Consider the following 13,317-nt stretch of genomic DNA (forward strand, 5'->3'; position numbering starts at 1 on the left):
CCTCAAGCCCCCTTGGCCGCGGTACGGACCAGGACGAGGCCGCCGTTCGGACCGGGGACCGCGCCCTTGATGAGCAGCAGACCCTTCTCCGCGTCAACCGCGTGGATGGTCAGGTTCTGGGTGGTGACGCGCTCGTTACCCATGCGACCGGCCATGCGCATGCCCTTGAAGACACGCCCAGGGGTGGCGCAGCCACCGATCGAACCGGGGGAACGGTGCTTGCGCTGGACGCCGTGGCCGGCGCCGAGGCCCTTGAAGTTGTGACGCTTCATGACACCGGCGAAGCCCTTGCCCTTGCTCTTGCCCGTGACGTCAACCTTGACGCCGGACTCGAACACCTCGGCAGTGACCTCCTGGCCCAGCGTGTACTCGCTGGCGTCAGGGGTGCGGAGCTCCACCAGGTGGCGGCGCGGGGTCACGTCGGCCTTGGCGAAGTGGCCCTTGAGGGGCTTGTTCACCTTGCGCGGGTCGATCTCGCCGAAGGCGATCTGGACCGACTCGTAGCCGTCGCTGTCGTTCGTACGGACCTGCGTCACGACGCACGGACCGGCCTTGACGACGGTCACCGGGACAACCCGGTTGTTCTCGTCCCAGACCTGGGTCATGCCGAGCTTCTCGCCCAGGACGCCCTTGATGTTCTTGCTCATCTCGGCCCGTCCCTTCAGAGCTTGATCTCGATGTCGACGCCAGCCGGCAGGTCGAGGCGCATCAGCGAGTCAACCGTCTTCGGCGTGGGGTCGAGAATGTCGATGAGGCGCTTGTGCGTGCGCATCTCGAAGTGCTCGCGAGAGTCCTTGTACTTGTGCGGCGACTTGATGACGCAGTACACGTTCTTCTCAGTGGGCAGCGGCACCGGGCCTGCGACCGACGCACCAGTGCGGGTCACCGTCTCGACGATCTTCTTCGCCGAGGAGTCGATGACCTCGTGGTCGTAGGCCTTGAGCCGGATGCGGATCTTCTGTCCCGCCATGGCTACTAGTAGTCCTGTCTCTCAATAAACGCTCTGGGACCCGGGAGTTCTCATAACCTCCGCCTCCGACCCACGCGGTCGGGCGTGTCGCATCCCCTCTACGAAGATCTCCCGAAGGATTTCCCAACCAAGGGGGTGCGGGCCGAAACCGCGCTGCCGGGGGCGAAACCCCACCGGGTGCCTGGTCAGCGCCCCACTGACACTTCCCGGAAGATTCCCGTACGTCCGACCCTGGGGATCGACGAGTACTGTGGGACTCGCTTCCGGTCCTCCCGGCGGGAGGCGCGCAGCATTGACACTCAACCGAGCAACCTGGCTAGTGTGCCATACGGCCGAGGGGCCTGGCCAATCGGGCCCGGGATCTTACCCCCTGTGAGGGACCACTCAAACGCAGGCACCCTTTGAGGAGCCGTGCGGTCGTGCCCGCCCCCCGAACGGAACCTGCATGGCCAACGCGCCTCACGAGGCAATGCACCGCATCTTCCAGAAGTACCCGGGTCTCTTCTCCCGCGTCTCCGACATGCTCGGCGCCGCCTTTCCCGAGTCCACCACTGCGAACGTCATCTGCAACGACCTCACGGAGAACCAGCCTCTCGAACGCCGGGTCGACACCCTTCTGCGCATCGAAACGGAACACGACGGGCCCTTTCTGCTCGCTGTCGAGGCTCAGGGCAGAAGAGATCCCGACAAGCACGCGAGCTGGGCGTACTACTTCTCCTACCTGCTGGCGAAGTACCGGCTGCCCACCACGCTGCTGGTCGTCTGCCAGGACCGTGCCACCGCCGAATGGGCGGCCCGTCCGGTGCGACTCGGCGCGGCCCAATGGCCTGTGCTCACCCTGCACCCGCTCGTCGCAGGACCGCACAACATCCCGTTCGTCACGGACGTGGCCGAAGCCCGTAAAGACCTCGCACTCGCTGCCCTCTCCGCCATCACACACGCCGACAATCCGGACGTCGGTGCCATACTGAAGTCGCCGTCCACCGCGCTGCGGGACACACCGGAGACGATCGCCAACCCCATCATCGAGCTGACCGCGCAAGGCCTGGGCAACCGTCCGGCCGCCCAACAGTGGAGGAATCTGGTGGCTGTGGACCTCTCTTTCTACGTTTCTCCCCTCTCGGAAGAAATCCGGGACGAAGGCCGGGAAGAAGGCCGGGCAGAGGGCCAGGCGAGGAGCCTGCTCCAGATGCTCGAACTGCGCGGCGTCGACGTACCCGCCGAGGCCCGCGAGAAGATCGAGGGCTGCCGTGACACCGGGCTTCTGGACCAGTGGTTCAGCCGCGCCGTCACCGTCACCTCCGCCGAGGACATCTTCACCGAGGCGGGACTCCGCCCCGACCAGGCGTGACAGGTTCCCCCGTCTCCCGGCTCCCCGGCCGGGGGACGGGCCCCGGAGGCCGCCAGGCTCAGGTACGCGTGACCGTGCCGCAGGAATCGTCGGGCTGCCACTCGCTGCGGTCGTAGGGGTCCACGTCCGGCCCGGTCGTCCTCGGTTCCGGGCTGTCGCTCGGGAAGGCCGGGTGCAGGAAGCCGTCGTTCACCTCGCAGGCGGTGTTGCCGAAATTCTGCTCGGAGCTCACCACCGAGAGCTTGCCCCTCGTGGCCACGAACCGCTCCGGGTCAGGCAGCGCCGTCGTCAGCCGCCGACGCACGATCGTGCGTGCCACCTCGTCGCCGCCCGGCTTCACCAACGGGTAGACGAAGGTGTAGTCGGCGTGCACCTCGACGGAGCCGGCGGGGCCCGCTCCGAAGGTCATCCGCCCCCGCGTCTTGACGACGTCCCCCACCAGCCACGCCTCGTCCGGGTCGAACCGGCTGAACATCATCAGCGGGTCCTGTTTCTCGCCGGGCTCCGCGAGTGACCGCTCCAGCCGCTCGCGCACGTCCGGCTGCAGGGGGTCCAGCAGCTCCAGCGCCTCTCGGGGCTTCTCGCCACGCAGGGTGGCCGGATCGAGGTTGGCAGCGACGAGCAGCTGCCGGGTGGCCCGTAGGGCCTGCTCGACCTCCTGCTTGCTCGCCCCTCCGACCGCCCTGGCCTCCGGGGTCTCGATGCCTGCCTCCCCGTCCGCCCAGCGGAGCGCGGGCGAACCCCGGAAGGGCTCTTCCGGGGTCGGCCGTCCGGGGTCGGGCTCGTCGGAGGAGGGTGCGGCGGTCGGCGGCGCGGTCTCCGCGGCCAGAGGAGTGGTGTCGACGAAGTCGCCGCCCCCCGGAAGGTGGTCCGTCACCAGGCTCGGCCGCATGGCGACCACCAGGACCCCGATCACCGCGACGAACCCGAGGATGCCGGCGAGACGCCGCCGTTTCCGCATGCGGCCGTTCGTCTGCTGCCAGGCGGGTCCTGTGCGCCAGCCGTCCGGCTGCCACGGCTCCACCTGCTTGGGCTTCCTTCCCCAGCGGCGGCCGGCACCCTGGGCCCGGGCCGCGCCCTCGTCCAGCGCGCGCAGACGCGCGGTGACCATACGGGCGCGCGCCGAGGGTTCCTTCGGCGCCCCGGCCCCGCCGCTCTCGGCCTGCCGCAACAGCTCCGACCACTGCTCGTCCGACACCGACGGTGTGCCGTCCTCGCGGTCGGGGTGCCTTTCCGATGGCGTACTCGTACTCACTGCGCTGTCCCACTCCCCCGCCGATGCCGTCCTCGCACTGTCGTGCGAGCCCCGGCGGCGAACAAGCGGAACGGCCATTCCGTAATGATCTTGTGACGGCCTCAACCGCACACGGCGAAGGGCCCCGCACCTCTCTCACGAGAGGTACGGGGCCCTTCTGGTGCTCTTGTGCGGAGCAACCAGGTCAGACGATCAAGTGACTACTTGATGATCTTGGTGACCTGGCCGGCGCCCACGGTCCGGCCACCCTCACGGATGGCGAACTTCAGGCCCTCTTCCATGGCGACCGGCTGGATCAGCGCGACGTCCATGAGGGTGTTGTCACCCGGCATGACCATCTCGGTGCCCTCGGGAAGGGTCACAACGCCCGTCACGTCCGTGGTACGGAAGTAGAACTGCGGGCGGTAGTTGTTGAAGAAGGGGGTGTGACGGCCACCCTCGTCCTTCGACAGGATGTAGGCCTGGGCCTGGAAGTCGGTGTGCGGCGTGACCGAACCCGGCTTGATGATGACCTGGCCGCGCTCGACGTCCTCGCGCTTGATGCCACGGAGGAGCAGACCGACGTTCTCACCGGCCTGGCCCTCGTCGAGCAGCTTGCGGAACATCTCGATGCCGGTGACCGTGGTGGTGGTCTTCTCGGTCTTGATACCGACGATGTCGACGGTCTCGTTGACCTTCAGGACACCACGCTCGATGCGGCCGGTGACGACCGTACCGCGACCGGTGATCGTGAAGACGTCCTCGATGGGCATGAGGAACGGCTTCTCGACGTCGCGCTCGGGCTGCGGGATGGACTCGTCGACGGCCTTCATCAGGTCGAGAACGGTCTTGCCCCACTCGGCGTCGCCCTCGAGGGCCTTGAGCGCCGAGACCTTGACGACCGGAAGGTCGTCGCCCGGGAACTCGTACTCGGAGAGGAGCTCACGAACCTCGAGCTCGACGAGCTCCAGGATCTCCTCGTCGTCCACCATGTCGGCCTTGTTCAGCGCGACGACGATGTACGGCACGCCTACCTGGCGGGCCAGGAGCACGTGCTCCTTGGTCTGCGGCATCGGGCCGTCGGTGGCCGCGACCACGAGGATGGCGCCGTCCATCTGCGCCGCACCCGTGATCATGTTCTTGATGTAGTCGGCGTGACCCGGGCAGTCGACGTGCGCGTAGTGACGCGACTCCGTCTGGTACTCGACGTGCGCGATCGAGATGGTGATACCGCGCTGGCGCTCTTCAGGAGCCTTGTCGATCTGGTCGAAGGCCGAGGCCTCGTTCAGGTCCGGGTACGCGTCGTGCAGCACCTTGGTAATGGCGGCCGTGAGGGTCGTCTTACCGTGGTCGATGTGACCGATGGTGCCGATGTTGACGTGCGGCTTAGTCCGCTCGAACTTTGCCTTCGCCACTGGGGTCCTCCTGAGTGGTTCTGTACGCCTTGCTTCATCGGCGCCAGGTGATCTTTGCTGGAATGCCGGTGCCGGGGGCATTCGCCGCGCTGCTTGCGCGCTGCGACGAATGCCCGACCGGGCTCCGGTGACAAGCCTAAAGCGTGGACTCGGAAGAGTTACTCGCCCTTGGCCTTCGCGATGATCTCCTCGGCGACGTTCCGCGGAACCTCGGCGTAGGAGTCGAACTGCATCGAGTAGCTTGCGCGACCCGAGGTCTTGCTGCGGAGGTCTCCGACGTAGCCGAACATCTCCGAGAGGGGCACGAGGCCCTTCACGACGCGAGCGCCGCTGCGCTCCTCCATGGCCTGAATCTGGCCACGGCGGGAGTTGAGGTCGCCGATGACATCGCCCATGTAGTCCTCGGGCGTGGTGACCTCGACGGCCATCATCGGCTCGAGGAGCACGGGGGACGCCTTGCGGGCACCCTCCTTGAACGCCTGCGAACCGGCGATCTTGAAGGCGAGCTCCGAGGAGTCGACCTCGTGGTAACCACCGTCGAGAAGGGTGACGCGGACGCCGACCATCTCGTAACCGGCCAGGATGCCGAACTGCATGGCTTCCTGGGCACCCGCGTCCACCGAGGGAATGTACTCACGGGGGATGCGGCCACCGGTGACCTTGTTGACGAACTCGTAGGAGGCGTCGCCACCCTCGATGGGCTCGAGGGCGATCTGCACCTTCGCGAACTGGCCGGTACCACCAGTCTGCTTCTTGTGCGTGTAGTCGATGCGCTCGACGGTCTTGCGGATCGTCTCGCGGTAAGCGACCTGGGGCTTGCCGACGTTCGCCTCGACGCGGAACTCGCGCTTCATGCGGTCGACGAGCACCTCGAGGTGGAGCTCGCCCATACCACCGATGATGGTCTGGCCGGTCTCCTCGTCGGAGTGCACCTGGAAGGAGGGGTCCTCCTCCGAGAGGCGCTGGATGGCGACACCCAGCTTCTCCTGGTCACCCTTGGACTTGGGCTCGATGGCGACCTGAATGACCGGCGCCGGGAAGTCCATGGACTCCAGGATCACCGGGTTCTTGTCGTCGGACAGCGTCTCACCCGTGGTGGTCTGCTTCAGGCCCATGACGGCGACGATGTCACCGGCGCCCACCGAGGGGATCTCCTCACGCTTGTTCGCGTGCATACGGTAGATCTTCCCGATGCGCTCCTTCTTGCCCTTGACCGAGTTCAGCACCGCGGTGCCGGCCTCGAGGCGACCGGAGTAGATCCGGACGAAGGTGAGCTTGCCGAGGTGCGGGTCGCTCGCGATCTTGAACGCCAGGCCGGAGAACGGCTCGTCGTCCGAGGGCTTCCGCCGGATGACCTTCTCCGGGTCCTTGACGTCGTGGCCTTCGATGGCCTCGACGTCCAGGGGGGAAGGCAGGTAGCGGACGACCGCGTCGAGCAGGGGCTGAACGCCCTTGTTCTTGAACGCGGTGCCACAGAAGACGGGGGTCACGGTGACGGAGTCGGCCGTGCCCTTCGACGCGAGGGTGATCCGACGGATCGCCTCGTGCAGCTGGTCCTGGGTGGGCTCGACACCCTCCAGGTACAGCTCCATCATCTGGTCGTCGTTCTCCGCGACGGCCTCAAGGAGCTTGCCGCGCCATTCTTCGGCGGCCTCCTTGAGGTTGTCCGGGATCTCGACGGTGTCGTACATCTCGCCCTTGACGGCCTCTTCGGGGTACACGAAGGCCTTCATCGTCACGAGGTCGACGACACCACGGAAGTCGGCCTCGGCACCGATGGGGAGCTGCATGACGATCGGGACCGCGCCGAGGCGCTGGACGATCATGTCGACACAACGGAGGAAGTCGGCACCGGTGCGGTCGAGCTTGTTGACGAAGCAGATACGCGGCACGCCGTAGCGGTCCGCCTGACGCCAGACGGTCTCGGACTGCGGCTCGACGCCGGCCACACCGTCGAACACGGTGACGGCACCGTCGAGGACGCGGAGCGAACGCTCCACCTCGACGGTGAAGTCGACGTGACCGGGGGTGTCGATGATGTTGATGGTGTGGTCAACATCATTGAGCGGCCAGTGACAGGTCGTCGCGGCGGACGTGATCGTGATGCCGCGCTCCTGCTCCTGCTCCATCCAGTCCATCGTGGCTGCGCCGTCGTGGACTTCACCGATCTTGTACGAAACGCCGGTGTAGAAGAGGATCCGCTCAGTGGTGGTCGTCTTGCCCGCGTCGATGTGGGCCATGATCCCGATGTTGCGGACCTTGGCCAGGTCAAGCGAAGTGGTGGCCATAAGGCTCAATCTTCTCTCGGTCTCGATGGGGGTAGCGACTACCAGCGGTAGTGCGCGAAGGCCTTGTTGGACTCGGCCATCTTGTGGGTGTCCTCGCGCTTCTTGACGGCAGCGCCAAGACCGTTGGAGGCGTCGAGCAGCTCGTTCATGAGGCGCTCGGTCATGGTCTTCTCGCGACGGGCGCGGGAGTAACCCACGATCCAGCGCAGCGAGAGCGTGGCGGCACGACCGGGCTTGACCTCGATCGGCACCTGGTAGGTGGCGCCACCGACACGGCGGGACTTGACCTCGAGCGAGGGCTTGACGTTCTCAAGCGCGCGCTTCAGCGTGATGACCGGGTCAGCGCCGGTCTTCTCGCGGAGGCCTTCCATGGCGCCGTACACGATCCGCTCGGCGGTGGAACGCTTGCCGTCGAGGAGGATCTTGTTGATCAGCGAGGTGACAAGAGGAGAGCTGTAGACCGGGTCGATGATGACCGGGCGCTTCGGGGCGGGGCCCTTACGAGGCATTCTTACTTCTCCTTCTTGGCGCCGTAGCGGCTGCGGGCCTGCTTGCGGTTCTTGACACCCTGGGTGTCGAGCGAACCGCGGATGATCTTGTAACGAACACCCGGCAGGTCCTTCACACGGCCGCCACGCACGAGCACGATCGAGTGCTCCTGCAGGTTGTGTCCCTCACCCGGGATGTAGGCCGTGACCTCGATGCCGGAGGTCAGACGCACACGCGCGACCTTACGGAGCGCCGAGTTCGGCTTCTTCGGGGTGGTCGTGAACACACGCGTGCAGACACCACGACGCTGGGGCGAACCCTCGAGCGCGGGCGTCTTGTTCTTCTCGACCTTGTCCTGCCGGCCCTTCCGGACCAGCTGCTGGATCGTAGGCACTACTTCTCCGGTTTCTGTGTGCCGTTCGGTGAAACTAACCTGGAACAGTCACCGACCCACGCGGTCGGGTGTGTCGAATACTGCACGCCCCTGCTGGAAGGCAGAAAGTACGCAGATTGCGGTGACCACTTACGAGCTCGCCATGCGGTTGAGGACACGCACCCGAGCCCAGGCACACCCCAGGCACAAGGCTTGAGCGTACCTACCTCACGGAGCTGGGTCAAAACAAATGGCCCGGAGCACCGCTCGAGGAGCACCGGGGACGCGGCGGCGGGTCACTGCCGAGCAAAACCGGCTTTCTCCCTGCGTGCGGCGCTCACTGCCAGTAGTTTGACCTGCCCGCTGCGTCGGCGGGCGGCGCACCGGGGCGGCTGCCGCGACAGCAGGACGGGTGCGGGAGCCGGGAACGGGCCGTCCATGCCTGGGCGGGACCGCCGGCGCGTGATGCTCAGGGGGGCAGAATGACCATGCTGGAACCGCCGGGGGGGCACGGGCTGGACGACCGCGTCCCCTTTTTGGCCAGGCTGGAGCGCCCGGAGCGCACCGCACTCCTCGCGCTCGGCCGCGTGCTCCGCTTCGGGACGAGGTCCGCGCTCATCCACCAGCAGGAGCCTTCCTCCCACGTCCTGCTGATCACCGAGGGCTGGACCAAGGTCACCGCCTCCGCCGCGAACGGCTACGAGGCGCTCCTGGCCCTGCGCGGGCCCGGCGACATCGTCGGCGAGTCGTCCGCCCTGACCGGCCGCGCGAGATCGGCCACCGTCACCGCGCTGGAGCCGGTCAAGGCGGTGGCCGTGGAGCACGACCTCTTCAGGGACTACCTGTCCCGGTCCCCCGCGGCGTCCTTCACCCTGCTCGGGCTGACCTCCGACCGCACAAGGGCGGCCGACCGCCGACGGCTGGAGTTCGCCTCGCTGACGGTGCGGGAGCGGTTCGCCGTACTGCTGCTCGATCTGGCCCGCACGCACGGCGTCCGCACCCAGGAGGGCATCGAGCTCACCGTGCCGCTGAGCAAGCAGGAGCTGGCCGGTTCCGTCGGGGCGTCCAGGGAGATGGTGCAGCGGCTGCTCAGGGATCTGCGGGCCCGGCAGGTGGTTTCGACCGGCAGGCGGACCCTGCTGATCCTCCGGCCGGACGTCCTGCGCCGGATAGCCCGTTCCCAGGACCCCGCGGACTGACCGGGGGCTCGTCACCCCCGGCCCCGCTCCGGCCGTATGTACACACGGTCACACTTCCAGTGGGTCATCTGCCCTCACCGGTACGGTCCCGGCGGGCCCAGGCTGCTGCCACTCGCAGATCACCGAGAGGCAGCCATGACCGATCCCGTGAGCCGCACCATCCTGCTGTTCGACATCGAGCGCTTCAGCGACCGCGACGACATCGAGCAGAACTACCTGCGCCGCATGCTCTACGACATCGCCGACCGCACGCTCACCGCGGCCGGGGTCGGGGAGGACCGGCGGATCCGGGCCGACCGGGGTGACGCCGTCATGGAGCTGATCGACTCGAACGCCTCGGTGACCGCACTGCTGCGGGCGCTGCTGACCGAGACCCCCGTACAGCTGCACGGTGTCAACAGGATGGCGTCGAGCAGCGCCCAGATCCGGCTGCGGGCCGTTCTCGCCACGGGCTACGTCGCGATCGACGAGCGGAACGGCTGGGTGGGCTCCGACCTGAACCACGCCTGCCGGCTGCTGGACGGCGACGTACTGCGGGCCGCGCTGCGCGAGCGCACGGGCGATCTGGCGCTGTGCGTGTCCGAGGACGTGCACCGGGGGATCGTGCGGCACGGCCATCCCGGCATCGTGCCGGAAGAGTTCCGCCCCGTCACCGTGAGCGGCAAGAACGGCCCGATGAAGGCCTGGTTGCACGGCACGGTGCCAGGGGCGGGAACGGCCGCGGCGGAGTACGGGGCCGCCGCGGCCGGCTCGGGGGAGGCGGCGTACGGGGGCGCCGCCGCCGGGTCGCCGGAGGGGGCCGACGGGGGCTCCTCCGGCGGCCCGGCGCCCGGGACGGCGGGGGGCGCCGTGTTCCACTTCCACGGCGGCGCGCCCTCCTTCGCCGGCGGCCTGGCCGGCCGTGACCAGCACGGCGTGAGCGGCGGGCACGTGGGCGGGGACGTCGTGCTCGGCAGCACCGGCGACGGACGCCCCGGAGACGTCCGCGGCACGAGCCCCACCGACGCGGACGGCTCGACGGACGGCGGTGCCCCGCGATGAGCCAGGAGCCTCCCGGCCCCCGGCCCGACGCTGCCCCTGATTCCCCCGGCGCCGCTCCCGACACACCCGAGGCGCCGAAGGCGGGGGACGGTGCGCCCTCCCCCGCGTCCGACGCCCCGCAGGAGGAGGCGGAACAGCCGCAGGACGCCTGGAGCGCGCGCCGTGACCTGTACGCGCACAGCCCCGGCATCATGGTCGGCGCGTCGGCGCGCTTCGAGGGCGGGCTGAGCGGCCGTGACCAGCACGGCGTCAGCGGCGGGCACGTCGTCGGCGACGTGATCATGGGCAGCAAGACCGAGGTCTACCAGCTCGGGGTGTCCAGTGACACGCACACCTCCGGCCTGGTCCCGCAGGACAGTCTGGACCGGACGGCGGCCCTGTTCGTGCCCGGCGGGGACGGGTCGGCGTTCGCCGGACTCGTGGAGCGGCTGCGGGCGGAGCGCGTCCTGGTGCTTTCCGGCCAGCACTTCACCGGCCGCCGCACCGCCGCCCTGATGCTCCTGAACCGGCTGGGCGCCACCCCCGTACGCTCCCTCGACCGCGACACCACTCCCGCGGCAGTGGCCGGTCTGCTCGACGGCGCCCGCGGCCATGTGCTCTGCGACCTCACCCTGCGCCGCGACCAGCCCCTGCGCGACACGCACCTGCTGGCCCTGCGCGAGAGGCTGGTCGAGCAGGACGCCTATCTGGTGATCACCGTCGATCCGGCCGCGGCGCTGGACGACGTGTCCGTCGCGCAATGGCGGCCCCCGCGGTCCCGTGCCGTCCTGGAGGCCCACCTGGCTGCGCTGCCGACAGGTCCCGCGGGCCCCGTAACGGACGCCGTCGCACTGCTGGAGCATGGCTCCGTCAAGGAGTTCCTCGATCGCGGCCACCAGCTGCGCGAGGTGGCCGCCTTCGCCCGGCTGCTGGCCCGTGTCGCCCTGGGCCGGGCCACCGGTCAGGACCTGGAGCGCTTCTCGCTCGCGGCGCTGGAGAGCCAGGTCGAGGAGTGGTTCGGCGATCCGTCGGCCTCCCTCGCCGACAAGGCGTTCCTCGTCTCGCTCGCCGCGTTCAACGAGGCTCCGTACGCCCTGACCGCCGAGCTGAGCGATGTGCTGTACGCGCTGCTCCAGAAGACCGAGGACCCCAGGGAACCGCCCCGCGTACCGGTCTTCGGCAACGCCGCGAGCGGGCGGCTGAACCGGGCGCGAGCCGAGCGGTACGAGGAGAACGAGGTGACCGAGTGGGGCCCGGTCGCCCAGCGCAAGGCCCGCTACCGCGACGACCGCACGGCCCTCGTACTGCTGCGTGAGGTGTGGACCGGCCATCCGTCGGCCCGCCCGGCCCTGGTGGCCTGGCTGGACAGGCTGGCCGATGACGGACGCCCGCTCGTGCGGACCCGCGCCGCCTCGACCGCGGCCGTGCTCGCCGCGTCGGACCTGCCGTCCGCGATGGCGCTCGTCATCAGCCACTGGGCCACGTCGCGCCGCTACCGTCAGCGACTCGTCGCGGTCAACGCACTCACCCTGGCCCACTTCCTCGGTGCTCCCAACATCCTCCGCATTTTGGGTAGTTGGTGTGCGGGCAGCGACCGCAGGGAACGCTGGACGGCGATCCGCGCGTACGCCCTGATCGGCCCCGCCCATCCGTCGGAGGCACTGCACGCCCTGCGCGCCGCCGCCCGTACGCACTTCGCGGCGGGCGACGGGCTCGGTGGCGACAGCGCCAGGCTCGCCGAGGAGATCGGTGAACTCGCCTCGTCCGTAGCCCTGTTGCTGCTCTCCCCGGCCGGCGGGCAGGTGCTCGCCGAGATGCGGGGCTGGCTGGGCGACGAACCGGCCCTGCGCGATCTCGCGCTGCGTTCCTTCCTGTCGGCGTGCGGACACCCCGAGGACGACGATCCGGCGGCGCCCTCGGCCCCGCTGCTGGAGTGGTACGCCGTGGCGGCCGCGGCGCACGCCCCGCAGGCCCGGGACCTCACGGACCTGTGGACGGCCGCCCTGCGCGACCGCCACCACACGGACGCCGCCCTCGCGGTCCTGCGCACATGGACGTGGGCCGCGGACCGTACCCCCCGCGCCGAGGCGGCCCTGGCCGCCCTGCTGCCCGACCTCGCCGAGACCGACACCGACCGCAGACGGCTCGCCCATCTGCTGCGCACGATGCCCGCCGAGGACGGCGGTACGACGCCGCCCCCGGTCGCGGGCCGGCTGCTGACCGTCGTCGAACCCGGCTGAACCACTCGCACCCGTCAAGGAGAAGAGTCCCGATGGCCGACTTCCGCCGTCCGCCCGAATGGCAGCAGAATGCCGACCGCCACACGCAGCTGACCGATCCGGTGCTGACCGTGCGGCAGCTGACACGCTTCGAGTACGTGACCCGCAAGCCGGTCACCCAGGTCGATCACGCGCTGGTGTTCGTCACGTCCAGGGGCGAGTACGACACCTTCCTGCCGCCCAGCCGCCCCGTACGCGCGGACATGGCGACCCGGCGCTGGACCGCCGTCTACGAGGTGGACATGGGGGTCCATCCGGTGCGGGCGGAGCTGGCCCTGCCCAGCGACAACGACGCGTTCGAGTTCGGGGTGGCGGTCGACCTGTCCTGGCAGGTGCTGGAGCCGGACGTGTTCGTCAGGAGCGGGCACCGCAACGTCCCCGAACTCCTGCTCGGCGAACTGCAGCAGGCCGCGCGGCCGGTCACCCGGGCGTTCGCGGTCCACCGCAGCGCCGAGGCCGAACAGGCGGTGCTGCGGGCGGTGGAGGCACAGGGAGCGCTGGGTGCGACGGCCGGGCTCCTGGTCACCTGGACCGTGCGGGTGCGCCGGGACGACGACAACATCGCCCATGAGAAGCGCAAGCAGGCCATCGAGCACCAGAGCGCGGAGCAGGTGCTCATCGCCCAGCGCGGCATGGACATCGATCTGGAGGTCGACCGCCGCTCCCGTCAGCAGGACCTCCTGCTGACGGGAGCGGCGG

Annotated in this window: 11 protein-coding genes and 1 pseudogene; 5 read left to right on the plus strand and 7 right to left on the minus strand. The window is 69.0% G+C overall.

The genetic code is table 11. The annotated features are described in order from the left end of the window. Nucleotides 1–2 precede the first annotated feature (2 nt). Together rplC and rpsJ are read right to left on the minus strand one after the other, a co-directional pair. A complete protein-coding gene (gene rplC / locus BFF76_RS12975; RefSeq protein ID WP_014154591.1) occupies nucleotides 3–647 on the minus strand; it encodes a 50S ribosomal protein L3 in 645 nt (214 codons plus the stop codon). Between the two features lie 14 nt (nucleotides 648–661). Beyond that, nucleotides 662–970: a 30S ribosomal protein S10 gene (rpsJ, locus tag BFF76_RS12980; RefSeq protein WP_003948644.1), complete on the minus strand. Its 309-nt coding sequence runs from the start codon at nucleotides 968–970 to the stop codon at nucleotides 662–664. 445 nt (nucleotides 971–1,415) lie between these two features. On the opposite strand from rpsJ, the gene BFF76_RS12985 reads away from it, so the two are divergent. Next, a complete protein-coding gene (locus BFF76_RS12985) occupies nucleotides 1,416–2,321 on the plus strand; it encodes a hypothetical protein (protein WP_065848253.1) in 906 nt (301 codons plus the stop codon). A 58-nt stretch (nucleotides 2,322–2,379) separates the two neighbouring features. Here the strand turns inward: BFF76_RS12985 and BFF76_RS12990 are convergent, their stop codons facing one another. The 5 genes from BFF76_RS12990 to rpsL all read right to left on the minus strand — a co-directional run bounded on the left by BFF76_RS12990 (nucleotide 2,380) and on the right by rpsL (nucleotide 8,141). Continuing rightward, on the minus strand, nucleotides 2,380–3,576 hold the full coding sequence (locus tag BFF76_RS12990; RefSeq protein ID WP_065848254.1) for a hypothetical protein: 1,197 nt from the start codon (nucleotides 3,574–3,576) through the stop codon (nucleotides 2,380–2,382). 200 nt (nucleotides 3,577–3,776) lie between these two features. After that, on the minus strand, nucleotides 3,777–4,970 hold the full coding sequence (tuf, locus tag BFF76_RS12995) for an elongation factor Tu (protein ID WP_031096351.1): 1,194 nt from the start codon (nucleotides 4,968–4,970) through the stop codon (nucleotides 3,777–3,779). A gap of 158 nt (nucleotides 4,971–5,128) precedes the next feature. After that, nucleotides 5,129–7,258: an elongation factor G gene (fusA, locus tag BFF76_RS13000; protein WP_053930269.1), complete on the minus strand. Its 2,130-nt coding sequence runs from the start codon at nucleotides 7,256–7,258 to the stop codon at nucleotides 5,129–5,131. Nucleotides 7,259–7,296: 38 nt separating this feature from the next. Further along, nucleotides 7,297–7,767 (minus strand): 30S ribosomal protein S7, encoded by a 471-nt coding sequence (gene rpsG, locus BFF76_RS13005; protein WP_014154599.1) that lies wholly within the window; start codon nucleotides 7,765–7,767, stop codon nucleotides 7,297–7,299. Nucleotides 7,768–7,769: 2 nt separating this feature from the next. After that, nucleotides 7,770–8,141, minus strand: a complete 372-nt coding sequence (gene rpsL / locus BFF76_RS13010) for a 30S ribosomal protein S12 (protein WP_003948652.1) — start codon at nucleotides 8,139–8,141, stop codon at nucleotides 7,770–7,772. 461 nt (nucleotides 8,142–8,602) lie between these two features. Between rpsL and BFF76_RS13015 the strand changes: the two genes are divergently transcribed. From BFF76_RS13015 to BFF76_RS13030, 4 genes and pseudogenes are all read left to right on the plus strand, one after another. Further along, nucleotides 8,603–9,319 carry a Crp/Fnr family transcriptional regulator gene (locus BFF76_RS13015; protein WP_031096348.1) on the plus strand — a complete coding sequence of 239 codons (717 nt, stop codon included), beginning with the start codon at nucleotides 8,603–8,605 and terminating at the stop codon, nucleotides 9,317–9,319. 135 nt (nucleotides 9,320–9,454) lie between these two features. Further along, nucleotides 9,455–10,360 (plus strand): hypothetical protein, encoded by a 906-nt coding sequence (locus BFF76_RS13020; RefSeq protein WP_244167270.1) that lies wholly within the window; start codon nucleotides 9,455–9,457, stop codon nucleotides 10,358–10,360. Next, nucleotides 10,357–12,579: a hypothetical protein gene (locus BFF76_RS13025; RefSeq protein WP_065848255.1), complete on the plus strand. Its 2,223-nt coding sequence runs from the start codon at nucleotides 10,357–10,359 to the stop codon at nucleotides 12,577–12,579. The genes BFF76_RS13020 and BFF76_RS13025 overlap by 4 nt, the downstream gene beginning before the upstream one ends. A gap of 32 nt (nucleotides 12,580–12,611) precedes the next feature. Then, nucleotides 12,612–13,317, plus strand: a pseudogene (locus BFF76_RS13030) (hypothetical protein); the annotation flags it as partial.

Source organism: Streptomyces mutomycini (genome assembly GCF_001700505.1).
Classification (GTDB): Bacteria; Actinomycetota; Actinomycetes; order Streptomycetales; family Streptomycetaceae; genus Streptomyces; species Streptomyces mutomycini.

What these genes read in the sequence shown, in the direction of transcription:
- fusA (WP_053930269.1), bottom strand. Translation starts at nt 7,258, where the DNA reads ATGGCCACCACTTCGCTTGACCTGGCCAAGGTCCGCAACATCGGGATC.
- rpsJ (WP_003948644.1), bottom strand. Translation starts at nt 970, where the DNA reads ATGGCGGGACAGAAGATCCGCATCCGGCTCAAGGCCTACGACCACGAG.
- rpsG (WP_014154599.1), bottom strand. Translation starts at nt 7,767, where the DNA reads ATGCCTCGTAAGGGCCCCGCCCCGAAGCGCCCGGTCATCATCGACCCG.
- BFF76_RS13015 (WP_031096348.1), top strand. Translation starts at nt 8,603, where the DNA reads ATGACCATGCTGGAACCGCCGGGGGGGCACGGGCTGGACGACCGCGTC.
- rplC (WP_014154591.1), bottom strand. Translation starts at nt 647, where the DNA reads ATGAGCAAGAACATCAAGGGCGTCCTGGGCGAGAAGCTCGGCATGACC.
- BFF76_RS13025 (WP_065848255.1), top strand. Translation starts at nt 10,357, where the DNA reads ATGAGCCAGGAGCCTCCCGGCCCCCGGCCCGACGCTGCCCCTGATTCC.
- BFF76_RS13020 (WP_244167270.1), top strand. Translation starts at nt 9,455, where the DNA reads ATGACCGATCCCGTGAGCCGCACCATCCTGCTGTTCGACATCGAGCGC.
- BFF76_RS12985 (WP_065848253.1), top strand. Translation starts at nt 1,416, where the DNA reads ATGGCCAACGCGCCTCACGAGGCAATGCACCGCATCTTCCAGAAGTAC.